The organism is Dietzia sp. IBK-p2-16D, assembly GCF_057773085.1.
On record NZ_JBYMTL010000002.1, the window covers coordinates 206,408 to 230,638 of the forward strand.

19 protein-coding genes and 1 pseudogene are annotated in these 24,231 nt (G+C 67.3%); 15 read left to right on the forward strand and 5 right to left on the reverse strand.

Annotation, left to right across the window (positions count from 1 at the left end; genetic code table 11):
- The first annotated feature begins 482 nt into the window (after positions 1-482).
- The 3 genes from dnaB to AC3DE3_RS05310 all read left to right on the forward strand — a co-directional run bounded on the left by dnaB (position 483) and on the right by AC3DE3_RS05310 (position 4,842).
- Positions 483-2,273, forward strand: a complete 1,791-nt coding sequence (gene dnaB, locus AC3DE3_RS05300; RefSeq protein ID WP_488369619.1) for a replicative DNA helicase — start codon at positions 483-485, stop codon at positions 2,271-2,273.
- A gap of 443 nt (positions 2,274-2,716) precedes the next feature.
- Positions 2,717-3,909 (forward strand): IS3 family transposase gene (locus AC3DE3_RS05305; RefSeq protein WP_488369234.1). Its coding sequence is split into 2 segments (ribosomal slippage): positions 2,717-2,969 and positions 2,969-3,909, totalling 1,194 coding nucleotides; the frame shifts between segments, so codons are not numbered across the junction.
- Positions 3,910-3,990: 81 nt separating this feature from the next.
- Positions 3,991-4,842 (forward strand): hypothetical protein, encoded by an 852-nt coding sequence (locus AC3DE3_RS05310; protein ID WP_488369235.1) that lies wholly within the window; start codon positions 3,991-3,993, stop codon positions 4,840-4,842.
- A gap of 238 nt (positions 4,843-5,080) precedes the next feature.
- Here AC3DE3_RS05310 and AC3DE3_RS05315 read toward each other — a convergent pair whose 3' ends face one another.
- Positions 5,081-5,314 carry a hypothetical protein gene (locus tag AC3DE3_RS05315; protein WP_488369236.1) on the reverse strand — a complete coding sequence of 78 codons (234 nt, stop codon included), beginning with the start codon at positions 5,312-5,314 and terminating at the stop codon, positions 5,081-5,083.
- 612 nt (positions 5,315-5,926) lie between these two features.
- Between AC3DE3_RS05315 and AC3DE3_RS05320 the strand changes: the two genes are divergently transcribed.
- On the forward strand, positions 5,927-7,054 hold the full coding sequence (locus AC3DE3_RS05320) for a uracil-DNA glycosylase family protein (RefSeq protein WP_488369237.1): 1,128 nt from the start codon (positions 5,927-5,929) through the stop codon (positions 7,052-7,054).
- 78 nt (positions 7,055-7,132) lie between these two features.
- Here the strand turns inward: AC3DE3_RS05320 and AC3DE3_RS05325 are convergent.
- Positions 7,133-7,591, reverse strand: a pseudogene (locus AC3DE3_RS05325) (class I SAM-dependent methyltransferase); the annotation flags it as partial.
- 299 nt (positions 7,592-7,890) lie between these two features.
- Here AC3DE3_RS05325 and AC3DE3_RS05330 point away from each other — a divergent pair.
- The 4 genes from AC3DE3_RS05330 (at position 7,891) to AC3DE3_RS05345 (ending at position 13,137) form a co-directional block, all read left to right on the forward strand.
- Positions 7,891-9,864 (forward strand): leucine-rich repeat protein, encoded by a 1,974-nt coding sequence (locus AC3DE3_RS05330; RefSeq protein ID WP_488369238.1) that lies wholly within the window; start codon positions 7,891-7,893, stop codon positions 9,862-9,864.
- Positions 9,865-10,350: 486 nt separating this feature from the next.
- Positions 10,351-11,367 (forward strand): magnesium and cobalt transport protein CorA, encoded by a 1,017-nt coding sequence (locus AC3DE3_RS05335; RefSeq protein WP_488369239.1) that lies wholly within the window; start codon positions 10,351-10,353, stop codon positions 11,365-11,367.
- Positions 11,368-11,455: 88 nt separating this feature from the next.
- Entirely contained in the window at positions 11,456-12,568 is a 1,113-nt protein-coding gene (locus tag AC3DE3_RS05340) for a hypothetical protein (RefSeq protein WP_488369240.1), read from the forward strand.
- On the forward strand, positions 12,565-13,137 hold the full coding sequence (locus AC3DE3_RS05345; RefSeq protein WP_488369241.1) for a GNAT family N-acetyltransferase: 573 nt from the start codon (positions 12,565-12,567) through the stop codon (positions 13,135-13,137). The genes AC3DE3_RS05340 and AC3DE3_RS05345 overlap by 4 nt, the downstream gene beginning before the upstream one ends.
- 46 nt (positions 13,138-13,183) lie before the next feature.
- Here the strand turns inward: AC3DE3_RS05345 and AC3DE3_RS05350 are convergent, their stop codons facing one another.
- Both AC3DE3_RS05350 and AC3DE3_RS05355 read right to left on the reverse strand, forming a co-directional pair.
- Positions 13,184-13,816: a response regulator gene (locus AC3DE3_RS05350; protein WP_488369242.1), complete on the reverse strand. Its 633-nt coding sequence runs from the start codon at positions 13,814-13,816 to the stop codon at positions 13,184-13,186.
- Positions 13,813-15,126 (reverse strand): sensor histidine kinase, encoded by a 1,314-nt coding sequence (locus AC3DE3_RS05355; RefSeq protein ID WP_488369243.1) that lies wholly within the window; start codon positions 15,124-15,126, stop codon positions 13,813-13,815. The genes AC3DE3_RS05350 and AC3DE3_RS05355 overlap by 4 nt, the downstream gene beginning before the upstream one ends.
- A 202-nt stretch (positions 15,127-15,328) precedes the next feature.
- On the opposite strand from AC3DE3_RS05355, the gene AC3DE3_RS05360 reads away from it, so the two are divergent.
- The 7 genes from AC3DE3_RS05360 to AC3DE3_RS05390 all read left to right on the forward strand — a co-directional run bounded on the left by AC3DE3_RS05360 (position 15,329) and on the right by AC3DE3_RS05390 (position 23,450).
- A complete protein-coding gene (locus AC3DE3_RS05360; protein ID WP_488369244.1) occupies positions 15,329-16,381 on the forward strand; it encodes an FtsX-like permease family protein in 1,053 nt (350 codons plus the stop codon).
- Positions 16,378-17,175 (forward strand): ABC transporter ATP-binding protein, encoded by a 798-nt coding sequence (locus AC3DE3_RS05365; protein WP_488369245.1) that lies wholly within the window; start codon positions 16,378-16,380, stop codon positions 17,173-17,175. Before AC3DE3_RS05360 ends, AC3DE3_RS05365 begins: the two co-directional genes overlap by 4 nt.
- 31 nt (positions 17,176-17,206) lie before the next feature.
- Complete coding sequence (locus AC3DE3_RS05370; protein WP_488369246.1) at positions 17,207-17,896, forward strand: phosphatase PAP2 family protein; 690 nt, start codon at positions 17,207-17,209, stop codon at positions 17,894-17,896.
- Between the two features lie 178 nt (positions 17,897-18,074).
- Complete coding sequence (locus AC3DE3_RS05375) at positions 18,075-19,466, forward strand: NAD(P)/FAD-dependent oxidoreductase (RefSeq protein ID WP_260486027.1); 1,392 nt, start codon at positions 18,075-18,077, stop codon at positions 19,464-19,466.
- A 134-nt stretch (positions 19,467-19,600) separates the two neighbouring features.
- On the forward strand, positions 19,601-21,157 hold the full coding sequence (locus AC3DE3_RS05380) for a Mur ligase family protein (RefSeq protein WP_488369247.1): 1,557 nt from the start codon (positions 19,601-19,603) through the stop codon (positions 21,155-21,157).
- 56 nt (positions 21,158-21,213) lie between these two features.
- Positions 21,214-21,777 carry a dihydrofolate reductase family protein gene (locus tag AC3DE3_RS05385; protein ID WP_260486024.1) on the forward strand — a complete coding sequence of 188 codons (564 nt, stop codon included), beginning with the start codon at positions 21,214-21,216 and terminating at the stop codon, positions 21,775-21,777.
- A 212-nt stretch (positions 21,778-21,989) separates the two neighbouring features.
- Entirely contained in the window at positions 21,990-23,450 is a 1,461-nt protein-coding gene (locus tag AC3DE3_RS05390) for an MFS transporter (protein WP_260486023.1), read from the forward strand.
- Between the two features lie 184 nt (positions 23,451-23,634).
- On the opposite strand, the gene AC3DE3_RS05395 is transcribed toward AC3DE3_RS05390, so the two are convergent.
- Complete coding sequence (locus AC3DE3_RS05395) at positions 23,635-24,153, reverse strand: HdeD family acid-resistance protein (protein ID WP_260486022.1); 519 nt, start codon at positions 24,151-24,153, stop codon at positions 23,635-23,637.
- Positions 24,154-24,231 lie beyond the last annotated feature (78 nt).

Consider the following 24,231-nt stretch of genomic DNA (forward strand, 5'->3'; position numbering starts at 1 on the left):
TCGGGGCCCTCGCTTTTGTGGACGGCCTGTGGATAACTAGTTGTAATGCCTAGGGTCCGGACGGTTCTCAGATCGGTGCCGTTCATCTTTCGTTATCCATTGTGTCCATGTTTGTGACGTGGTAAGCGGCGTTCTCCACCGACGCGGCGACCTGCGACAATGTTGGTGACCTGCGGTTTTGCAGGAAGTGGCCTGGGCATTCCACCGGTTCTCCACAGTGATACGCCCATCGGCCCTGCGTAACTCACATCCATCCACAGTTGTCCACAGGTGCTCTCTCGCAAATGTGGATAGACCTGTGGATAACTGGTCGGACAGGGCGCCGGGCGTGTCGGTCCGGTGACCTACAGTGAAGGGGTCGCTCGGCGCCTGAACCGGGGTGCCCGTACGGGGTCGGTGCGTGTTCGGGGTCGGTGGCGGTACGAGTTCTACAGCGGAGAGGAGCGGTCATGGCGCAGGGGGGATTCAGCGGTCCCGGCGAGATGCCGCCTCCGCCGGACGAGGGGGGCGGCGGCGAGTTCGGCCGCACCCCGCCGCAGGACCTCACCGCCGAGCAGTCCGTGCTCGGCGGGATGCTGCTGAGCAAGGACGCCATCGCGGACGTGGTGGAGGAGATCCAGCCGGGCGACTTCTACAAGCCCGCGCACCAGGCGATCTACGACGTCATCCTCGACCTGTACGCCCGCGGTGAGCCGGCGGACGCCGTCACCGTTGCCGCCGAGCTCGACCGCCGCGGTGACCTCCGCCGTGCCGGCGGTGCCCCGTATCTGCACACGCTCATCTCCACCGTCCCCACCGCGGCCAACGCCGGGTACTACGCGCAGATCGTGGCGGAGAAGGCGGTGCTGCGCCGCCTGGTCGACGCAGGCACCCGCATCGTGCAGTTCGGCTACTCGGGTTCCGAGGGCGCGGACGTCGCCGAGGTCGTGGACCGCGCCCAGGCGGAGATCTTCGAGGTCACCGAGCGGCGCACCACCGAGGACTTCGTGATCATCGAAGAGCTGCTCCAGCCCACGATGGACGAGATCGACGCGATCCACACCGCGGGCGGGCTCGCCCAGGGGGTGCCCACCGGATTCGCCGACCTGGACGCCGTCACCAACGGCCTGCACGGTGGCCAGATGATCATCATCGCCGCCCGACCCGGTGTGGGTAAGGCGCTCGCGCTCGATACCGTCCTGCCCACGCCCGACGGGCAGACCTCCATGGGTGAGGTCGCCGTGGGGGATCGCGTGCTGGGTTCCGACGGGCAGCCCACCGAGGTCGTGGCCGTGACCGAGGTGTGGCAGGACCGTCCGTGCTTCACCGTCCGGTTCAACGACGGCACCGAGTTGGTGGCCGACGCCGAGCACGAGTGGCGTATCGAGATGGGTGGCACCGAGCAGATCGTCACCACCAAATCGCTCGACACCCTCATGCTGGTCTGTGACTTCGGGATCGTCGTCCCCGAGCATCCCGGCTCCGGCCGGGCGGCCCGGGTGATCACGGATGTGCGCGGCGCCGAGAGCGTCCCGGTGAAGTGCATCGAGGTGGCCGCTGCCGACCACCTGTATCTGGCGGGCCCCACCGCGATCCCCACGCACAACTCGACCATCGGCCTGGACATCATGCGGTCGTGCTCCATCAAGCACGGCCTCGCCTCGGTGGTGTTCTCGCTGGAGATGAGTCGTACCGAGATCGTCATGCGTCTGATGAGCGCCGAGGCACGCGTCAAGTTGTCCGACATGAAGTCAGGCAAGATGAGCGACGAGGACTGGACCCGGATGGCCCGGCGCATGGGCGAGATCTCCGAGGCGCCCCTGTTCATCGATGACTCTCCCAACATGACGATGATGGAGATCCGCGCCAAGGCCCGCCGGCTCAAACAGAAGCACGACCTGCGGCTGATCGTGGTGGACTACCTGCAGCTGATGTCCTCGGGCAAGAAGGTCGAGTCCCGTCAGCAGGAAGTCTCCGAGTTCTCTCGTCAGCTCAAGTTGTTGGCCAAGGAGATCGACGTCCCCTTGATCGCGATCTCCCAGCTGAACCGTGGCCCGGAGCAGCGAACCGACAAGCGGCCCCAGGTGTCCGACCTCCGTGAGTCCGGATCACTGGAGCAGGACGCCGACATCGTCATGCTGCTGCACCGGCCGGACGCCTCCGAGCGCGACGACCCGCGCGCCGGCGAGGCCGACCTGATCCTGGGCAAGCACCGTGGTGGTCCCACGTCCACGATCACGGTGGCGCACCAGCTCCACTACTCGCGGTTCGTGGACATGGCGCGGGGCCTGTAGCTGCTCCTGCCGGGCGCCAACTAGTCGTCCGTTCGAATTTCAACGGCGCGCCGAACCTGCATGGATCCCGCGGTGCCCGGATGTGGTGAGTATGGCTCGACGGTGGAGGTACGGTCATCGCGGTGTCATGTGTCGGTTGCCAAACAGTTTGTCAGTTTGCCAAACCCGTGTCAGTAGCGTGCCACTAATTTGTCAGTGGTGGCCTTCGGGACGGCGGCGCCGATCAGAGTGCGTTCTATAACTGCCGGGCCCGGCGTTCATCTCCGTGGCTGAGGGGCCTGACGGGTATCGGCGTAGTCGCTCTCGTTCAAGTCCGAAAGTGCTCGTGTGTGAGTTTGAAGTAGTTGCGTCACCCGATCCCAGTCAGCGTCAATATCGAAATCGGCGAGGGTGGGGTGTACCAAGGATCTTGGACAGCCGCTTGATGCGAGAGGATCAAGAGCATGGCACCACGATCACGTCGGAAGTTCAGCCCGCAGTTCAAGGCTGAGGCGGTGCAGTTGGTGATCCAGTCCGACCGCTCGATCGCCGAGGTCGCCGGGGAACTGGAGATCAACCCCGGAACGCTGGGCAACTGGGTCAATAAGCACCGCCAGGACAACCCGGAACCCGAACCGGGATTGAGTCCGGCCGACCATGGCCGGCTGGCTGCGTTGGAAGAGCAGAACCGCAAGTTGAAGATGGAAAATGAGTTCCTAAAAAAAGCCGCGGCCTTCTTCGCCCGGGAGCAGGACTGAACGAGAAATCAGCCCTGATCGAAGCGGAGAAGGCGAACTTCCCGATCGACTGGATGTGCGCCCAGCTTGGCGTGGTGCGCTCGTCGTTCTACGCCTGGCGCGAGCGCGCCGGGAAGGTCACCGCCACTCAGGCCCGCCGCCAGGCGCTGGGGGTCGAGATCGAGCGGATCTTCAACGAGCAACGTGGCACTGCTGGGTGCCGGCGCATCGCTGCCATCTTGAACGACGAAGGACACCCGGCGTCGGTGGGGTTCGTGGCCGATCTGATGCGGGAACTCGGGCTGGCGGCGATCCAGCGTAAGGCGTACAAACGCACCACCGTCCCGGACGACAAAGCGCAGGTGTTCAGCGACAAACTCGACCGCGACTTCGCTCCAGGAAGCCATCGCCCCGGCCAGGCGCTCGTCGGCGACATTACCTACCTGCGGACCGGGCAAGGCTGGCTCTATCTGGCGACGGTGATCGATCTGGCCACCCGCAAGGTGATCGGATGGCAGACCGCCGAGCACATGCGAGCCAGCCTGGTCGTCGATGCTCTGGAGATGGCGCGCACGCAGGGCGGCGCTGCTCACGGAGCGATTTTCTATTCGGACCACGGTTCGCAGTACACCTCAGATGAGTGCGTCACCTACTGCGCCAACAATGGGTTTACCCAGTCGATGGGCCGGACCGGGGTGTGCTGGGACAACGCCGCCGCGGAGACGTTCTTCGCCACCTTGAAGAACGAGATGTACCACCAGCAGGTGTTCGCCACCCGCGCTCGGGCACGGTTCGCTGTCGCCGAGTACATCGAGGTGTTCTACAACCGTCGCAGACCACACTCCAGCATCGGCTACCGCACCCCGGCCCGGGCCTGGAACGATCACGACGCCGCCCAGGACCTATTCCGAGCAGCCTGACAGTTCAGAAATCACCGCGGCACTGTCCATATTCCTTGACACAGCCCAGTCGCGCTTGAACCGATCCCGGTGCCAGACCGTGTGAGCAAGTTCCACCCCGCGCTGGCCCAGGTCCGCGCCCGCACGACAGGGAAGCAGAATTCGCCATTGCATCATCGCGGTCACCGGATTCTTCACGCGATCGCCTCGGCATGTTCGGCCCGCGGCTTCGAAGTGGCCGCCGCGGTCAGTCGGGACCGCTATGGCAACCGCACCCAGCAGAGGCCACCACACGACCTGGACATCACAGTTTCGGGTCACACCTTCACTGTCTCGGTGACTGAACCCACCAAGCGGGTCGCGCACGAGCCCACGTCGGCAGAGCTGCGGCAGGCCGAGAAGTACTCCTGGACCACGTATCCGAAGTACGACTACGTTCCTGCCGGGCTCTTGAAAGTCGAGGTGGGCGGCGGTGTTGCAGTGCGGCAGGGGACCTGGACGGATCGGGATGACTCTTTGACCGACGTCGCGCAGGTCCTGCAGGAAGTCGAACTTCGTACCGCCCACGCTGAAGCCCGGCGGCTCGAACGCGAACGACAAGAGCGCGAGAAGCGACAGCGGTGGGAACAGGCGATCGACGTTGCCCGCCAGCGCTACGCCGAGCACCACCGCGCAAGTGTCCTGTCCGCGCAAGTGGACCGCTGGCGGCGGACTCAGGATCTGGATCAGTACCTGGCGGCGATGTGCGCCCGCGCGCAGACACTTCCCGCTGGGGAGCACCATGACGCATACCAGTGGATCGCCTGGGTACAGCAACATCGTGATGCCATTGATCCGCTGACGAAAGCTCTCGCGATGCCGCCGATCCCTGACCCGAAGCCGGAAGACCTCAAGCCGCACCTCGGCGGCTGGAGCCCGTACGGGCCGGAATCAACATTCGGTTGGAGGAGCTGAACGCGAGACCGCCCCCGCGTTCGGCTACGAGGCCGTTGACCGGAACCGGGCCTACCACATTCACAAAGCTCCGATCGATCCAGAGCTCGCCGTGAACAACCCCAGGGACTACAGCGGGCTTCGCGACCCGCGCTGACCCGCCCCAAACCGCCGAGAACGGGGCCTGCTGAACCGCAGGCGCCGCCCTCACAGACCTGCTCGCTCCCCCATCGGGCCCAATTTCAGGCGGGGGAGCGCTCTAGTTCGGGTCCATCGTGGGGTTGCCGTTCTCGTCGAGGTATCGGGGCGAGGTTTGGCCCGTTTGCTTGTCGAACCAGATTGGGTTGCCATCCTCGTCGTAGTAACCGCAGGTCGCGGCGGGGCCGACGCACCCGTCGGCCCGCGGCGGATCGACATACTGGGGCACCGGGGCTGCTGCTGGGGGCTGGGGGGCGCAGTTCACGGTGTCGGTGACGATGGATCCGTCTGACATGACCGCAGCGTTGGATTCCCAGCACTGGACGAACCGCGGTGGTCCGTAGGGGTCGAAGTCCTCTGGGCTCATGAACGGCGGTCGAACCGGGACCGCGGCGGCGGGAGCAGCTGCCGGTGTCGTCGGATTCGCCTGAGTTGCAGAGCTTGGCGGGACGCTGGCTGGGCTGCTCGAGGTCGAGCTGCTGGCTGTCGTCGATGAGCTCGACGGAGTCGAACTGCTGACGGTCGTGCTAGTGGTGCTCTCCGTGGGCTGCTCCTCTCCGCTCGAGCTGCAGCCCGCAAGACCCGCAGCCAGCAATAACGACGCCACGGCCCCAATCATCGCCTTCATGCTCCACCCTCCGTTAAGAATAGGTTTAAGTTTACGGTTGAAAGGGTAGCCCACCAACCCGCCCGGCAAAGTTTCGTCCAGAACTACCGAGACAACACCTGACGACACGGCCTGGACGTACACACCGCAGGGATCGCCAGGGCGCTCAATGCGGACCTGTTCGCCGACATGGGTCTGTCCCGGCTGTCCTGATTGGGAGGGTTCGTGCGCGCGGCCAGCACCCCTTGGCGGAATGCGGACCGGCACCGCGCTGTCGTAGCTGGGTGGGAGAGTTCGACCATGACCACACAGTCCGAGAGACCGGGCCTCTCCCTCGAGGCGATGCGTTCCGGTCCGTTCGTGCCTGGCCGCAACGCCGACCCCGCGGTGGTGGCGCTCAAGCACGCCCACATCCGAGACCGGCATGTCGCGCCTATCAACGCTCTGGCAGACCGGGTCGCCGACGCCGAAGGCATCGCGCGGGGCCGGGTGCCGTACGTGGATCCGCAACTGGGCGGCATCGACGCGACCGTACTGGCGCTGCTGGACAACCCCTCGACCAAAGCGGAAGCAGGGACCGGATCCGGGTTGCTGAGCTTAGAGAACGACGACCTCACCGCCCGCAACTGCGCCAAGGTCTACAACGCCTTCGGACTGACCCCCGACAAGGTCGTGCACTGGAACGTCGCCCCCGCCCCAATCGCCGGCGCCAAGAACGGACGGTCCTCGGCGCCCGAGCGCGTCCGCGGCGCCCGCTGGCTTCGCGAGCTGCTCGAGCTCCTGCCGAACCTGCGGGTGATCCTGCTGATGGGCGACATGGCCCGAGACGGCTGGACGAAGTCAGGACTGGCCCCCGCCGGGGTTGTCATTCCCGCAGACGTGCCCCACCCGTCCGGCAAGGGGATGGCCAACACCGACGCACACCTGCGCCTGCATCGAGGCATGGTCGCCACGATGACCGCCCTCGATGGGCCCGGCCGCACTTTCCCGCCCGAGCCAGCATCAAGCGCCAAGCGGGCGCCACAGCCCACTCGTCGGCCGGCCCGGGCAGCCACGCAGGCATCCAGCCCGACTCCGGTGCCCGTTGAGCCTGAGCTGTCTGACGGTGAGCTGTGGGGATGGTGGCCTACGTTCGAGCACTACTCCAGCTCTGGCTCCAACCCGTGGGGCACCTCGCGCAGCAAGCGTCGGGTCGAGGCAGCGATCGACCGCCACACCGGGCACCCGCGCAAGGCGAGACCGATCGCCCGCCTTACACCGGCTGGGTGGGTCCTGGAGGCCAAGCGGGGCAAGGGCACCACCACCGACATGAAGCCCCGCCAAGCCGGCCTGTACGTCAAGGCCCGCGGCGGCGGCTCCTGGGGCAACCAAGGCGACGTCCCGCCCACCGTCGAACTCACCCGCCCCACCACCGACCTGGATCGTTGACGACCTCTACTAGGTCCGGGCGAGACGGAGTAGCGCTCTAACGGCCAGTCTGTAACGCGAAAGGCGGCCATCGGGTCCCTATCCGCGTCTGGCAAATAGCGCAGCGAGCGGCCGCTGCCCGGGATCGAGTCGACGTTCCCGATGGGTCACTGTGAACCCTGCACGGCGGACGGTCTTAATCAGCGTGTCCAGGGGCCAGTAGAAGGCCGGCGCCACTGCATGGGGGAACTCCTCAACTTTGTTTCCATCGAAGAACGCAAGCAGTAGACGGCCTCCTGGTGCCAGTGCCCCACGCATCGTCGCCAGCGCATCGGGCACGACCGTGGGGTCGAGGTGGATCAGCGAGTACCAGGAGAAGACTCCACCCAGGGGGTACGGCAGGTCGCTCAAGTCGTCGACAGTTCCTTGCCGAAAGGGCACCTTCGGGTAGGTGCGCTGCGCGTGGTCTATGAACTCTTGCACCGGGTCGATTCCTTCGGCTGTGACGCCGAGTTCTGTTAGGTAGGCGGTCCAGTGTCCGGGTCCGCATCCGATGTCGACTACGCGTCCTGCGCAGCCGCGAGCTCAGAGGGCAACTAGCGGTCGATCCTTAGCTGCCGTCGTATACTAACCTCCGCACCAGCGCTCTAGATCCGGTGGTTCCTATTCCATCGGCCACCGGAACCCATTATCGGTGGCTCTGAACCTCGGTGGCCGGTGACTTATCGACGTCGATAGATCGGAACCCCCTGATCTATTCCGCTGCGCCGCACGCCAGTTGAGTTACTTTGCGCTGGTCTTGCGAGACAACGGCTAAGGTAATCGTTGTTCACTACAGACGAAGTCGGAGCGTACTGATGCGTAGCAGCGTGCCCGTTTTGGGTCCTTCACTATCTCGGCGGGCCGCCACTGCGATCCTCGCACTAATTCTGGCGGCCGGCGGTCTGCTCGCCCAGCCTGGCGCATCCCACGCGCAAGGGTACCGCTCGGTCGACGGAATCTACTACAACGCATGGTCAGGTGAGGCGACCGTTGTCGCTTTAGACGGATTTAGTCCTCGCCCGACCGAACTGAAAATCCCCTCCATTGTAAATATCGACGGAGCCGATTACTCAGTCACGACTATCGGTGCCGAGGCATTTAAGAATGCCGGACTGAACTCGGTCGAACTTCCCGATTCCCTCAAGGTGATCGGTTCATATTCTTTCTGGAATAACAATATAACCTCCATACAGATTCCCGACTCGATTACCGCGATCGGTAGCGGGGCTTTTCTTGATAACTCAATCGAGGTGTTGGATATCCCTGATAGCGTTTCTCATATCGGAAATAGCGCATTTTCGAATAACGAGGTAGCCTCAGTTCGTATCCCTGAGTTAATCGAAACTTTGGGCGCTAATGCGTTCTCGAACAATAATCTCACCTCGGTCCGGATTCCAAAGTCTGTCATCAATCTCGGCGACAGGACATTCTCGGAAAACTCGCTATACACGGTCACCATACCTGATTCGGTCAAGGCTATTGGCAGCGGAACGTTCCGTAACAATGCTCTAAGTTCGGTAGAGATTCCAATGTCAGTAACTGTCATCGGTAACGACGCATTCCGTGACAATTATCTGTCCACGGTTAAACTGCCTTACTCGCTCACCACGATCGGCAGCGGCGCATTTTGGAATAATGCTCTTACTTCGATCCAGATCCCGGGCTCTGTCACGTCTGTTGGGGACAGTGCATTCCGAGACAACTCGCTAACTTCGGTCCGTATTCCGGACTCGGTCACCTCCATCGGTAGCGATGCGTTTGCGAGTCCCGTGATATCGAGCGCGGGCGCACGACTGACTTCAGTTGATATCGGCAGGTCGGTAGCAAGAATTGGCGAGGGCGCGTTCGCTTACAACTCACTTACCTCGCTGATCGTCCCAGACTCGGTTACTTCCATTGGCGACAGGGCATTCATTGGCAACAAAATTGCTTCCGTGAGGCTTGGCAGTTCGGTCACTGATATCGGGGCCGGCGCTTTCGAGAACAACAGCCTCTCCTCTGTTGAGATTCCTGACTCTGTCAAGACCATTGGCCACACGGCGTTCCGGGGAAATCGGCTTACATCTGTAACGTTCGGGTCTAGTGTTGCATCAATAGGCCTCTCGGCCTTTGGGCCATCCCCGTTCGGTGGTAGTTCTAACTTGACTTCTGTGCGGTTCACCGGCCCCGCTCCCACTACTATCGAAGGCGCTACCGACCCAAACCCGTCGCTCGGTAGTGCCCCGGGCTTGATCGTTCGTGTTCCGGCCGCGTTCGCCGAACCCGGCACACCTGGTTACTATCCCACCCCTACTTGGCGTGGATACAGGACTCTGGTGGAGGGGCACACTTGGTTAGTAAACTTTGAGTCCGCCGGTGGAAGTGCGGTTGCGCCTATCAGCGTCGACCATGATGGGATCGTCTCCGAGCCGGCCGCTCCGACCCGCAGTGGCTTCAAGTTCACCGGCTGGTACACCAATTCCGCAGCCACCTTGCGGTATGACTTCGCCACTCGAGTGACCGGAAACGTCACCCTCTACGCGGGCTGGGAGCGCTTGCCTGTCGGTACTTGGTTGGTGAACTTTGAGTCCGCCGGTGGAAGTGCGGTTGCGCCTATCAGCGTCGACCATGATGGGATCGTCTCCGAGCCGGCCGCTCCGACCCGCAGTGGCTTCAAGTTCACCGGCTGGTACACCAATTCCGCAGCCACCTTGCGGTATGACTTCGCCACTCGAGTGACCGGAAACCTCACCCTCTACGCGGGCTGGGAGCCGACTGCTGTCAATGGCGCTGGGAGTTTAGGATCCTGAATCTGCGCACAAGGCCCCGAGGTTGAACGGGCCGATAGGCGACGGCAACCGCTAACCCGACTAGCTCCGGCGAGGTGCTTCGTCGCGAGCACTAGTGTGGTTCGCCGCAACACCGGCAAGAACGCTCACCGTTGTCGTGCATGACGACCCAGCATTAGTCGGAGGTCCACCAACTCAAAGCAGCGCTTACGCAGCTTGGGAAATTCATCCCAGTGCTCGTCGCGCTCGACGCTTCAAATACTAACTTTCTGGTGGGCAAGCGGGTGGTCTGCGCACGGGCGGAAGAAGCTGCAGACCCGCCGAGTAGTTGCGGGTCTTGTCAGAGACTGTCAGTCGCGAGGATTCTGCCAAACTGGTGACAATCGCGAAGTGACAGCTAGGTGACAAAGTGCAGGTGAACCAAGAGCGTACTGACAGGCCGTGTGAGAACCGACATCATGGCTGCCATCGGGGTGCGTCGACGCCGGGACGAAAGAGTGGGCACGGATGACGACGGTAGACAACGCGGTATATAAGGACGGTCGTCGTACCGCGGACCCATCGAGCCTCGATGAGACCTTCGAGTTGATGCGGCAACGTGCCGGGATGGCCTGGATCGGTATGTACAGGGCCGATCCTGACGAGATCAAAGCCGTGTCCGAAGAGTTCGGCTTGCACGAGTTGGCGGTCGAGGATGCGCTGCGCGGTCACCAACGAGCCAAGCTCGAGCGCTACGGCGACGTCCTGTTCGTGGTGTTGCGCCCGGCCCGATACATCGACGCGGACGAGACGGTCGAGTTCGGTGAGGTGCACATCTTCGTTGGACCGGATTTCGTGGTGACTATTCGGCAGGCCGAATCCCCGGATCTGCGCCGGGTGCGACGACGGATGGAAGGCGATCCCGAGCTCTTGGGGCTCGGACCTCAGGCGGTGCTGTACGGAATTCTCGACGAGGTCGTAGACCAGTATTTCCCGGTGGTGGCAGGTCTTGAGAACGACATCGACGAAATCGAGGATGAGATCTTCTCAGGCCACGCGGATGTGTCGCGTCGGATCTATGCGCTCTCCAGGGAAGTGATCGAGTTCCAACGTGCGGTCCAACCGCTGGTCGGGATGCTCGAAGCGCTACAGCTGGGGGCGGAGAAGTACTCCATGGATGAGGAGCTGCAGAGGCGACTTCGCGATGTGGACGACCATGCGATCCGCATCAGCGACCGCATCAGTGGTTTCCGGGCGCTGCTGAACAATGCTCTGACGGTGCAGGCGACCCTGGTCGGCCAGCGGCAGAATGACGAGATGAGACGACTGACGGAATCCAGCCTCGCGCAGAGTGAAGAGGTCAAGCGGATCTCGTCGTGGGCGGCGATCCTGTTCGCGCCGACCCTGGTGGGCACCGTCTATGGAATGAACTTCCAGAAGATGCCCGAACTCGGCTGGGAGCTCGGGTACCCCTTCGCATTGCTATTGATGCTGATGATGGGTCTGGGGTTGTTTGGTGTGTTCAAGCGGAACAAGTGGCTCTGAGCTCGGCCGGTCTCGAGGTAGCGCTCCGGTCGGGTGATCGCGCCATGCGGCATTGACCGTTCCGGGCCCGGCGAGTAGGACGTTGGGCATGGGCACTGACGGAGGTCAGCGGGGAGTTCAGCGGGGCGCCATGCCCGTCCCGCGGGAACGAACCGTGGCGTTCGGATTCGAGGACGTCGCTGACGAGCGTGCCGATTGGCACTCGGTTCGTACCCGCCTGGAGGAGGTGAACGCCACCGGCGCCACGATCTCGGTGGGTCGCGGGGACTGGCTGGCCTTTCCGTTCAGCGCGGCCCCCGAGTGGGAATCCTCCGTCGTGGCCAGGACCGGACGTGATTTCGTCCGGGAGGCGCTGGCGGGACTCGACGGACTCGCCATCACCCTGGTGGTCGATGCCCTGGCTCCCCGGGCGATCGAGCGGGATCCGGCCATCGCCGGCCGGACGATCGATGGGGAGTCCTCGACGGACTTCCTGGCGGTCTCCGCCCTCGACGGTGGCTACTTCGGCGCTCACCTCGTGGATATCTGCCGCGAGGTGGCCCGCCGGTACCGGCCGGAGAGGATCAGTCTGACGGAGCTCATGTTCGACGATGCCACCTTCGGTACCGAGGACCTGTCCCACTTCACCGAGCACACGGGCCGGCCGGGGTTCCCCACGCGCGAGAACGAGGAGATCGACGTCCACCACCCGGCCATACACCGCTGGCGCGCCGAGTCCCTGGCTCGAGTGATGCGCCGGGTCTCTGAGCGGGTCGCCGAGTTCGATGTCCCGGTGGAGATGGACGTCCGCGTCAACTGGGAGGACCCCGACGGCGACAGGCCGGACTCCGGTCACGACTACGGTCTGCTGCTCGGCTCCGTGGACCGCATCGCGGTCTGGAACTACTTTGCACTGGGCAATCGGGATCCGAGCTACGGCGCCGTCCTCGTCGCATCCCTTCGCCGTCGTTTCGGGGACCGAACAGTGATGTCGACCGGATTGTGGAGTCGGGGAGCTGCCGTCGTGTCGCCGCGGGACCTGAGTGCCGGCCTGAGGGCGGTCGCGGCGGCCGGGGCGCACGCGGTGTCGGTCATCCCGGCGAGCATGATGGATGAGGACCACTGGGAGGTCCTCGCGGAGATCTGGGCCGAGCCCCCGGTCACGCGGCCGACCGGTTTCCCCGGAGAGCTCCGGACCGACCAGGAGGGGGCACGACGATGATCGAGGTGCGCCCAGCCGACCGGTTCGACGACGTCGCAGTCCTCCTGGGGCCGAAGAAGAACCCGGATGCCTCTGTCTGTTGGTGCCTGAGTCACCGACTGGACGCGAAGACCAACAGGTCGCTTGTCGGTCGTGCTCGCGGCGACCTCGTCCGCGACCTGTGTGGGAGGGACATCGCACCGGGCGTACTCGCCTATCTGGGCGACGAGCCCGTCGGGTGGGTTGGGGTCGCCCCGCGACGCGAGCTGCCCGTAGCGCGATCCCGGGTGGTGCCGACGGTCGACTCGGTGCCGGTGTGGTCGATCTTCTGCATCCGGGTCCGCCCCGGATACCGCGGCAGGGGGATCGCCCACGCCCTCGTCTCGGGGGCGGTCGACTTCGCCCGCGAGAACGGAGCCCCCGCGGTCGAGGCGGTGCCCGTCGACAACGGTGCGGAGAAGGTCGACCTGACCATGGCCTTCGTCGGCTTCCGCACCCTGTTCGAGTCAGCAGGCTTCGTCAAGGTGGCCGATACCTCGTCGGTGTCGTCGGGCCTTCCACGGATCGTGATGAGGCGACCGCTCGGGTGACCGCGTCGACGAACTCACAGCGACACGAACTCCCGGAAACCCGGCGTCACAGCACCCCGAGCTCACGTGCCCGCGCCACCGCCGCGGTCCGCGAGGTGACGCCGAGCTTGTCGAAGACGTGGACGAGGTGCGTCTTGACCGTCGCCTCCGACACGTGCAGTGACGCGGCGGCCTGCCGGTTGGTCGCCCCGGTGGCGACGGCCCGCAGGACCTCCGACTCCCGCTCGGTCAGCACCGGCCGCGGGTCGCGCATCCGGCTGATCAGCCTCGCGGCGACGGTGGGGGACAGGGCGCTCTCGCCGGCGGCGGCGGCGCGCACCGCGCCCAGCAGCTCGTCGGGGCCGGCGTCCTTGAGCAGATAGCCGCAGGCCCCGGCCTCGATGGCGCCGAGGATGTCCGCGTCCGTGTCGTGGCTGGTCAGCACCAACACCTGAGGAGGGTCGGCGAACCCTCGGATCGCTGCGGTGGCCAGCACACCGGCGGTGGCATCCCCCGCGAACCGCAGGTCCATCAGCACCACGTCCACATCTCCGATCCTGCACCGTTCCACGGCAGCATCGGCCGCTGACGCCTCGGCGATCACCTCGATCTCGGGATCGGCGGCGAGCAGCGCACGGAGCCCGGTTCGCACCACCGCGTGATCGTCCGCGATCAGGACACGCGTCCTCGTCGTCGTCATCTCTCGTCCCCCGAGCGGGTCCCCGGCGCCGTCTCCCGCACCGGCAGTACGGCGCGGACCACCGTGCCCGACCCCGGCTCGGACTCGACCTCGAACCGCCCGCCCAGGTTGCCCACCCGCCGCGCCATGCCGTCGAGCCCGAATGAGGCGGCGGTGCGCGGGGCGGCGATGTCGAAGCCGCGGCCGTCGTCGGCGATCTCCAGGGCCACGGTGGTGGGGGAGCCGGACAGGGTCAGCGTGATCCGCTGCGGCGCACCGTGCCGCACCGCGTTCGTCAGGGCCTCCTGCGCCACCCGGACGAGTACCGCGGCGAGCTCCGCCGGCGGCTCGGGGGCGTGCTCGGTGGCATGGTCGGTGGCGTGCTCGCCGACGTGATTGTCGGCGTGATCGCTCGCGTGCTCGGTCGTGACGGACACGTCGAGCCCGGGATTCTCGGCCCGGCACCTGGCGGCGACACGGCCCAGCGCCCCCGCCAGCGACACGCCGTCGAGCGGCGCGGGCCGTATGGCGGCGATGAGACGGCGGGTCTCGGTGAGGTTCTCACCCGCCACCTCGCGGGCCAGGCGGATCTGGTCGACGGCGGGGCTCGAGGGCGCGGTGCGCTCGGCCGCGTGCAGCAGCATCCCGATGCTCGCGAGCCCCTGCGCGACGGTGTCGTGGATCTCCCCGGCCAGTCGCGCGCGCTCGGCCTCGCGGCCCACCTCCCGTTCCCGCGCGGCGAGCGCCGAGCGGGTGGCCACGAGCTCGGCGATCACCTCCCGCCGGGCCTGGGACTCGCGGTGCAGGGCCCGCACACCGGCGCCCAGGCCGAGGGCCACGAGCGCTCCCACCGTCGGGCCGATGACCCCGGCGGGAGTGAACCCGTTATGCAGGCCCAGGGCGACGACCGCCACGGCGGCCAGCGCCGCCACCGCCGCGGTGCCCGCCCACACGCCGAGCAGGAACTGGACCAGGAAGAACAGAGGAAATGCCAGGTAGGCGGCCTCGGGAACCCGGACCACCAGGCACGCCCACAACGCCAGGACCGCGACCAGCCAACCGACCCGGACGGCGGCGGTCGTCGGGCGACGGCGCGCCCACACGGTCCCCGCGACGTACGCGGCCGCGAACCCCACCGCGGCGCCGACCGCCAGCGGATCGGGCATGCCGGAGGTGTCCCGATGCGCGCTGACCAGCGTGAGGGCCAGCAGTGCGGCCACCAACGTGTGCAGTGCCACCTGGAGCTGCGCGAACACCACCCGGACCCCCGCCGACTCGGGTGGGAGCTCGGCGGCGGGCGCGGCGGCGGCGGGCGCGGGCGCGGAGGTCACCCGGTCGACGCTAGTCGTCGCTGTAGACCTCGGCATCCATCGAACGGTGGAGGCCGGCCCCACCGTTCGTCCCCGCGGGACCACCCTCGTGGCCGATCCGGTCCGGCGTCCGCGGGACGAGCCTGGAGGCAGACCTCCACGAGAGTCAGTCCTCCACGCTAGCTGGACCCTCACGACTGGCAGACCCCACGAAAGGGACCCCATGTTCTTCGCACTCCGCGAACTCCGCACCGCGCGGTGGCGATTCGCCCTCATCACGGGCGTCGTGCTGATGCTGTCCGTCCTGGTGGCGGGCCTGCTCGGCCTGACCGCCGGGTTGGCACACCAGAGCGTGTCCGCGCTCAGGGCGCTCGGCACGGACGGCTCGGGCTTCGTCCTCCCCGCCGACGACTCCGGCGCCGTCGACCTCGACCGCGCCGCACTCACCGCCGGCCAGGTGGCCGCCATCGGCGCGGAGGACCCTGCGGCCGTGCCGCTGGGTATCGCGAGGACGACGCTGGACGACGGCACCGAGACCGGGGTGTCCGTCGTCGCCGTGGGACTGGCCGGCCCCGTGGGATCGGTGGCGCCACCGGCGCCGGGGGAGGTCCTGGTCTCCGACGGTGTCGACGACGAGGTGGGCTCCGACGTCGGCGTGATCCACCTCGGAAGCAGCGCGTTGGCGGTCGCCGGACACGCCGGTGATCTCTGGCATTCACACACCCCCGTCGTCGTCACCGACCTCGACACCTGGCACGCACTCGCTCCGCGCGGCGGGGACGCCACCACCATGGCCGTGGCGGCGGACGCCGTCCGGGACGCCGTCGCCGGCGACGCCGCACTCACGCTGGTCGACCCCGACGGACTCGTCGCGGCACTGCCCTCACATCGGGCCGAGAACACCTCGCTGAGCACGATGACCACCATGCTCCTCGCCGTCACCGCACTGGTCGTGGGCGCGTTCTTCGCCGTCTGGGGGATGCAGCGCCGACGTGACGTCGCCGTGCTCAAGGCGCTCGGGGCGTCCACCGCCGCGGTCGTCCGCGACTCGGTCGGCCAGGCCGCCGTCGTCTTGGCCGTGGGCGTCGCGGGCGGGGTCGGGATCGCCGCACTGTTCGGCCTGGCCGTGGGTGGCACCGTGCCGTTCGTCGTCTCGGCCGCGACGACCCTCGTGCCGGCCGCACTGCTCGCCGTCCTCGGCCTCGCGGGTGCCGCCGTCTCGTTGCGGCCCGTGCTGACCGCCGACCCCAACTCCGCCCTGGGGGCGGCCCGATGAACTGCTCCGAGTCCCACACCTGCAGCACCACCACGTCGTCGTCGTCGTCGACCTCCGCGACCACCGCGCCCGTCCGGACCGCACTGAGGCTGGAGAACGTCGTCCTGACCTTCCCCGACGGCCACGGCCGGGTCACCGCCGTCGACGACGTCTCACTCGCGATCGGGCGGGGCCGCAGCCTCGCGGTGACCGGCCCCTCGGGGTCGGGGAAGTCGAGCCTGCTCGCCGTCGCCGCGACACTCGTCAGGCCGGACGCCGGGCGGGTGTGGCTGGAGACCCGGGACGGGGCGGTGGATCTCGCCGCGGTGGACGCGCGCCGAGGGGCCGAACTGCGCCGACGCGAGATCGGCATCGTGTTCCAGCAGGCCAACCTCATCGAGTCCCTCACGGCGCGGGAACAACTCGAGGCCATGGCGTGGCTGGGGGCGCGGCCGTCGCGGGCCCGACGGCGCCGCGCGCGCGATCGGGCCGACGACCTGCTGGACATGGTCGGTCTGAGCGATGCCGCCGGCCGGTCGGTCGGGGCGCTGTCCGGCGGGCAGCGGCAGAGGGTGGCCGTGGCGCGCGCGCTGATGAGCGGACCGTCACTCCTGCTCGCCGACGAACCCACGAGTGCGCTCGATTCCGAGTCCGGGCGGGTCGTCATGGACCTCCTGCTCGACACCGCGCGTGAGCTCGGCGTGGCGCTGATGCTCGTGACGCACGACGCCGCGATGGCGGCCCGGTGCGACGCGGGGGTCCATCTGGTCGATGGAGCGGTCACGACCACGTCGCCCGATAGAAGTTTTTCCTGATTTTCTCATCGTTGGTCCCTACGCTGGGGCGATGAGCCTCGACGACGGCAATGCCCGGCGCGTCCCCGGGGTGTCCGCATGGCGAGCGCCGGCGGCGGGCGCCGCGGTGCTCCTGGTTCTCCTGGGGGTCTTCGTCGGGCTGGCACTGGCCGCCTCCGACGGGAGCGTGGCGGTGGACCAGCCCGTGATGATGTGGGTGCACGGGGCGACGACACCCTGGCTCACGGCCGCGGCGGAGACCGCGAGCTATATCGGTGGTCACGTCGTGCTGGTGGCCTCCGTCGTGATCGCCCTGCTGCTGTGTGTCCTGCGCAGGTTCGGTGGCGCATTCCTCGTGTTGGCCGCCGTATACGGCTCGTCCAGACTCAACGTCGCCTTCAAGGCGGCGTTCGAGCGGACACGCCCGGATTTCTGGGAGCACATGTCGGCGGAGAACACCTTCTCGTTCCCCAGCGGGCACGCGATGGGGTCGATGTCGATCGCTGCCCCTCTCGTCGTCCTGGCCTGGGGTACCCGCTTCCGGTGGGCCGCGCTCGCGGTGGCGGTGGTGTACGTCGCCGCGGTCGGCGCGTCCCGCGTCTACCTGGGGGTCCACTTCCCCAGCGACGTCCTCGCGGGCTGGAGCCTGACCGTGCTGTGGGTCGGGATCCTCGTGATGGTCCTGGTGCTGGTTACCCGCCTGCTCCGCCGGTACGCCCCCGCGCTCGCGGAATGGGTCTGAAGCCGGTCCGTCCGCACCGCGGTGAGTCCCGTTGGAGCTGATCCGATGTCACGGGGGATGCGCCGGGCTCGGGACGGTTCTGCTGCTCGGGACCCCGGCCGGGTCGTCCGGTCTAGGCTTGGCTGAGGTGAGTCCCACCGGGATCGGAACCCGGACAGCTACGGGTCGAGGAGGCGCTATGGCCGTGAACTCTCAGCAGGTGACGGGTGCCCACGCACCGGGGGGTGGGCGCCACCGCGTGGTCATCATCGGGTCCGGATTCGGCGGGCTGGCCGCAGCGCGCGCGCTCGAGAAGGCGGACGTGGACGTAACCCTGGTCGCCAGGACCGGTCACCACCTCTTCCAGCCGCTGTTGTACCAGGTGGCCACCGGCATCCTGTCCGTCGGCGAGATCGCGCCGTCCACGCGGCTGGTCCTCCGGGACCAGAAGAACGCCACCGTCGCCCTCGGTGACGTCGACCGGATCGATGTGGCCACCCGGACCATCCACGCCACCGCCGGTCACGTGGACTTCGAGCTCGAGTACGACAGTCTCATCGTCGCCGCCGGAGCCAACCAGTCCTACTTCGGCAACGACCACTTCGAACGCTGGGCACCCGGCATGAAGTCCATCGACGACGCGCTGGAGCTGCGGAGCCGGATCATGGGCTGCTTCGAGCAGGCCGAGGTGACGGAGGACGAGGCGGAACGTCGTCGCCTCCTCACCTTCGTCGTGGTGGGCGCCGGCCCCACCGGCGTGGAGATGGCCGGACAGATCGCTGAACTCGCACAGCGGACCCTGAAGGACAGTTTCCGGCGGATCGACCCGGCCCGGGCCCGCATCATCCTCGTCGACGCCGCCCCGGCCGTCCTCCCGCCCTTCGGCGCCAGACTCGGTAACGCCGCCCGCAGGCGGCTGGAGGAGTTGGGTGTGGAGATCCAGCTCAACGCCATGGTGACGGACGTGGACTACAGCGGGATCGAGGTCAAGGACCCGGACGGATCCCTGCGTCGGATCGACACGACCTGCAAGATCTGGTCGGCCGGCGTCCAGGCGAGCCCACTGGGCAGGATGCTCGCCGACCAGACCAGCGCCGAGGTGGACCGGGCCGGCCGGGTCCTCGTGAACAAGGACCTCTCGCTACCCGGGCACCCGGAGATCTTCGTGATCGGCGACATGATCAGTCTCGACAACCTGCCGGGCGTCTCCCCCGTCGCCATCCAGGGCGGCAAGTACGTCGCCAAGCAGATCGTCCGCGAGGTCGAGGGGGGACGGTCCCCGGCCGAGCGCCCGCCGTTCAAGTACTTCGACAAGGGGTCGATGGCCACGGTCTCGCGCTACAGCGCGGTCGCCAAGATCGGGCCGTTCGAGTTCCACGGCTTCGTCGCCTGGGTCCTGTGGCTGGTGGTGCACCTGGCCTTCCTCATCGGATTCAGGAACCGCGTCATCACCCTGCTGTCCTGGGGAATGCACATCGGTGACCACCGCTCGCACCTGAACTCCACCGCCCGGTGGGTCTATGCGCGTCAGGCCATCGCCGAGGCGCAGGAGCGAGACCGGCGCGACGCCGAGCGCGCGTCCGGCGGCTGACGCTCCGGCCCACCGGTCCCGGTCGAGGCCGGCCGCCACTCCTCCACCTCGTGCTGCCCGCGTTCTCACCGGTCGCGGGGGGCTGCCCGGGGTGGGACCGTGGCAGCCGACGACTCCACGCGGAAGGAGAGCGGGTGGGCAGAACACCGGGCGACATCCCGTCGCTCACGGATCCGGGGTGCCACACGGTGCGGACGCGGTCCTCGCTCACGGTCGGGGACCTCGCGCGTCACCTCGGCGCGCCACTGGTCGGCGATCCCTCGGTCGGCGACGCCGTCGTCCTCGACATCACGGACGACTCCCGCACTGTCGCGCCCGGTCACGCCTACCTCGCCGTCGGGGGCCTGCGCCACCACGGCCTGGATTTCGACAGTCAGGCTGCGGCCGCGGGCGCCGTGGTCGTGATCAGCGACCGGCCGTCGTCCGTGCTGCCGACCCTGGTCGTCGACGACCCGCGGGCGGTGAGCGGCCCGCTGTCCTCCTGGTTCCACGGGTGCCCCTCCGCCCGACTCCGCGTCTTCGGTGTGACGGGGACCAACGGCAAGACCAGCACGTCGCACTTCCTCGAGGCGGGCCTCGCCGCGGCAGGCGAGACCACGGGGCTGATCTCCGGCGTCGCGATCCGGGGCCCGGGCGTGGATCTGCGGCCCGTCCGCACGACGCCCGAGGCGCCGATCCTGCACCGCACCCTCGGCCGATTCGTCGACGGCGGCGCCACGGCGTGCTCGATGGAGGTGTCCTCGCACGCGATCGACCAGGGTCGGATCGAGGGGCTCCGGTTCCGGACGATGGCGTTCACCAACCTCGGACACGACCACCTCGACTATCACCACGGGATAGAGGACTACTACCGCGTCAAGGCGTCACTGTTCACCGCGGAACACACCGATACCGCCGTGGTCTGCGTCGATGACGCCTACGGTCGCAGGCTGGCCGCGGAGTCGGAACCCGTGACGTGGACGTGCTCCGTCACCGATACGCCGGCCGACGTCCATGCGAGCGGGGCCACCAGTGACCGGACCGGTTCCCGTTTCACCGCGCACACACCCTTCGGCGCGGTGGTCGTCCGACTCCGCGTCCTGGGCCCGCACCAGGTGTCCAACGCGCTCGTCGCGCTGACCGCTCTCCTCGCCGACGGCATCGAGCCGGCCGCCGCGGCGGACGGTATCTCCGCGCTGCGCCGCGTCCCGGGGCGCTGTGAGCTCGTCGACGCCGGACAACCGTTCACCGCGATCGTCGACTACATGCACAACGAGCCCGGCCAACGCGCGCTGTTGCCGTACCTGCGGTCGCTGACCGGCGGGCGGCTGATCCTGGTGGTCGGGGCGACCGGCGGCAGGGACCGGACGAAGCGGCGCCCCCTCGGCCGCACGGCGGCGACCTTCGCCGACCTGGTGATCGTCACCGACGAGAGCCCGGAGGACGAGGATCCCGCCACCCTGCGCGCCGAGGTTCTCGCGGGCGCCCGGGACGCGGGTTCCGCCGAGGTCGTCGAGGAACCGGACAGGGACCGGGCCCTCGCACTCGCCGTGGCCGCCGCGGAAGCGGACGACGTGGTGGTCATCGCGGGGCGGGGCAGTGAGAGCAGCCGGCGTTTCGGTTCGCGACCGGAGCACTTCGACGACCTCACCCGCCTGCGGCAGGCCATCGCCGCGGGCGGAATCGGGAAGCGCGGGAAACGCTCAGCCTAGAGACCGCTGACGGCACTACGCTCTCCCTCAACGCTGACGAGTTCCGGAGGGCGGACATGGGCACGCTGACATTCACCGCGACCGTCTCCGTCGACGGTTACGCCGCGGACGCAGACGGAGACTTCAACTGGTCCGCCCCGAGCGGGGAGGTGTTCCGGTTCCACGTGGAACGCCTCGAGCCGGTGGTCCACGAGGTGCTCGGGCGGCGCACCTACCAGCTGATGGAGTACTGGCAGGCCCCGCCCGAGGACGATTCGTGGAGTCCTGACGAGCACGAGTTCGCGCGACGGTGGAAATCGATCCCGCGGACAGTGGTCTCCTCGACGCTGACCGTCGAGAATCTCGTGTCCGAGCGCGATCGCCTGGTCCCTCGACTCGGCCTGGACACGCTGCGCCGCATCGTCGACGAAGCCCCGGGCGAGGTCGAGATCTTCGGGCCCACCACGGCGGCGGAGGCGATCCGGGCCGGGGTGGTCTCCGACTTCAAGTTGTTCGTCGTCCCCCGGGTGGTGGGCGGCGGGCTCCGTGCCCTGCCCCCGGACGCGACGCTGGATCTGGAGCTCGTCGATCACCGCGTCTTCGAGAACGGAACCGCCTATTCGCACTACCGGAGGCGCTGAGCCGGGTCACCACCTCACCCGCCCTCACCCCCACGAGCATCGAGGGCGGGGACTGCGATTGGACACCGTGCGCAGCCGTCGCGAAAATCGATGGGCTGATCTGTGCCACCTGCACAACCATCACCGGGCAGGGTGACCGACATCACTTGACCGCCTAGCCTTGTCGCGGTCGACGGTCGTCGGCACTCTCCGCCTGACGCCCTAGGAGGAACATGGCAACGCCGGACGGGTCCACCGAACCCCACGGGACGGGTACCGCGGTCACCGAGACGATCTCGGCCGAGCCGGTGCCCCGGCGACGGATCATCCTCGCCTCGCTCATCGGTACCACGATCGAGTTCTACGACTTCTACATCTTCGCCACGGCCGCGGTATCGGTCTTCCCGCTGCTGTTCTTCGCGGGCGGTGACTCCGGAACCGCTCTGCTGGCCTCGATGGCCACGTTCGGCACGGCGTTCATCGCGCGGCCGCTCGGGTCCATCGTCTTCGGCCACTACGGGGACCGCCTGGGTCGCAAGGTCACGCTGGTCGGCGCGCTGCTGACCATGGGTATCGCCACATTCCTCATCGGCCTGCTGCCGACGATCCACCAGATCGGCCTGTGGGCACCGGCGATGCTGACGATCCTGCGCTTCTTCCAGGGCATCGGCCTCGGTGGCGAGTGGTCGGGCGCCGCGCTCCTGGCGTCCGAGACGGCGCAACCGGGCAAGCGGGCGTTCGCGGCGATGTGGCCGCAGCTCGGCGCACCGTTCGGCTTCATCCTGGCCAACGGCATCTTCCTGCTGCTGACGATCTGGTTCTCGTACGACTCCACCGCGGCCGATCTGGACGACCCGTTCCTGGTGTGGGGTTGGCGCCTGCCGTTCCTGTTGTCGATCGTCATGGTCGGTGTCGGCCTCTACGTGCGGCTGCGCATCGAGGAGACCCCGGTCTTCGCCCGCGCGATCGTCAACAACGAGCGGGTCAAGACCCCGGTCTCGGAGGTGTTCCGCAAGAACTGGTGGGAGATCATCCTCGGCACGTTCATCATGCTGGCCACCTACGGCCTGTTCTACCTGATGACCACGTGGATCCTGTCGTTCGCGATCGGTGACGCGGACGCCGGCGGGCTCGGCTACGGGTACCAGTCGTTCCTCATCATCCAGGTGATCGCGATCCTGCTGTTCGCCGCGTTCGTCCCGATCGCCGGCTGGCTGGCCGACCTGCTCGGACGCCGCCGGATGCTCATCGGCGTCACCGCCGCGATCATCCTGTTCGGTCTGAGCTTCGGGTGGTGGCTCGAGCCGGAGGCGATGGGGACGGGCGACGACCTCGACGTGACCCGCATGCTGCTGTTCCTGTGCGTGGGCATGATGCTCATGGGCCTGACCTTCGGGCCGATGTCCGCCGTGCTGCCCGAGCTGTTCCCCACCAACACCCGCTACACGGGCTCGGGGGTGGCGTACAACTTCTCCGCGATCCTGGGTGCGGCGCTCACCCCGTTCGTCGCGGTGTGGCTGGTGCAGAACTACTCGGTCGCCTACGTCGGCTACTACCTGGTCGGGCTCAGCGTGCTCACCATCATCTCGCTGGTCTTGGCGCCGGAGACCAGCAAGACCTCCCTGTACTCGGACGAGACCGGCCCCGGAGCATCGTCTGCGGGCGAGACGCAGGCCGGCGTCCGGACCTCCTGAGGACCAGCCCTCGCGAGGGAAGGCCCCGGGACCGATGTGGTCCCGGGGCCTTCTGCGTTGTCCGGACCGATCAGGAGAGGCCGCCGAGGACGTCGGTCGGCAGCAGGCCGGTCGTGGCCGCAGTTCCCCAACGCAGTCGCAGGCCCGCCCTCCCGGGACGGTTGCGCGACGCCGGCCCACGGGGTCAACTCCTCAGCGGGAACGCACGCACCACGTTGAGGATCCCGAGCACGAGCAGCGAGATCGCGAAGAGCCACCAGAGGAATCCCGCGCCCCACACCGGGGTGCTGAGCAGGGCGAAGCCGGCGAGGACCGAGATGATCGCGAACAGGACCGTCACGGCGGTCGATCCCGTCTCACCGAGGGTGAACAGCGCCGTGAAGCCCTCCACGATCCACATGACGCCGATCATGATCGTGACGAACAGTGCGAGAAAGACCGCGGATTCTTGGAGGGAGGCGAACGCGTACGCCCCGGCGAGAATGAACAGCAGGCCCAGCAACCCGTGACCGATGCGGCTTCCGGTGCTCTGCCATGTGGCGACGACGGCGACGGCGATGTAGACGAGACCGGCGAGGATCGCGTACACGGCGAGCACGCCGGTCACGGCGAGGGCGGTCTTGACGGGCCAGACGAGGACGGCGATGCCGAACCCGACGGCGATGAGGCCTCCGATCAGCAGGGCGACGCGGAACGGGTTCACGGAACGAGTGTTCTCGGCAGTGTGACTGGGTGCGGACACGGCGTGAGCTCCGATCGGGATCGCCGGGGTGGCCCGGCG

What these genes read in the sequence shown, in the direction of transcription:
- AC3DE3_RS05365 (WP_488369245.1), top strand. Translation starts at nt 16,378, where the DNA reads ATGAACTGCTCCGAGTCCCACACCTGCAGCACCACCACGTCGTCGTCG.
- AC3DE3_RS05385 (WP_260486024.1), top strand. Translation starts at nt 21,214, where the DNA reads ATGGGCACGCTGACATTCACCGCGACCGTCTCCGTCGACGGTTACGCC.
- AC3DE3_RS05335 (WP_488369239.1), top strand. Translation starts at nt 10,351, where the DNA reads ATGACGACGGTAGACAACGCGGTATATAAGGACGGTCGTCGTACCGCG.
- AC3DE3_RS05350 (WP_488369242.1), bottom strand. Translation starts at nt 13,816, where the DNA reads ATGACGACGACGAGGACGCGTGTCCTGATCGCGGACGATCACGCGGTG.
- AC3DE3_RS05320 (WP_488369237.1), top strand. Translation starts at nt 5,927, where the DNA reads ATGACCACACAGTCCGAGAGACCGGGCCTCTCCCTCGAGGCGATGCGT.
- AC3DE3_RS05345 (WP_488369241.1), top strand. Translation starts at nt 12,565, where the DNA reads ATGATCGAGGTGCGCCCAGCCGACCGGTTCGACGACGTCGCAGTCCTC.
- AC3DE3_RS05315 (WP_488369236.1), bottom strand. Translation starts at nt 5,314, where the DNA reads ATGTCAGACGGATCCATCGTCACCGACACCGTGAACTGCGCCCCCCAG.
- AC3DE3_RS05360 (WP_488369244.1), top strand. Translation starts at nt 15,329, where the DNA reads ATGTTCTTCGCACTCCGCGAACTCCGCACCGCGCGGTGGCGATTCGCC.
- AC3DE3_RS05340 (WP_488369240.1), top strand. Translation starts at nt 11,456, where the DNA reads ATGGGCACTGACGGAGGTCAGCGGGGAGTTCAGCGGGGCGCCATGCCC.
- AC3DE3_RS05390 (WP_260486023.1), top strand. Translation starts at nt 21,990, where the DNA reads ATGGCAACGCCGGACGGGTCCACCGAACCCCACGGGACGGGTACCGCG.
- AC3DE3_RS05330 (WP_488369238.1), top strand. Translation starts at nt 7,891, where the DNA reads ATGCGTAGCAGCGTGCCCGTTTTGGGTCCTTCACTATCTCGGCGGGCC.
- AC3DE3_RS05370 (WP_488369246.1), top strand. Translation starts at nt 17,207, where the DNA reads ATGAGCCTCGACGACGGCAATGCCCGGCGCGTCCCCGGGGTGTCCGCA.
- dnaB (WP_488369619.1), top strand. Translation starts at nt 483, where the DNA reads ATGCCGCCTCCGCCGGACGAGGGGGGCGGCGGCGAGTTCGGCCGCACC.
- AC3DE3_RS05375 (WP_260486027.1), top strand. Translation starts at nt 18,075, where the DNA reads ATGGCCGTGAACTCTCAGCAGGTGACGGGTGCCCACGCACCGGGGGGT.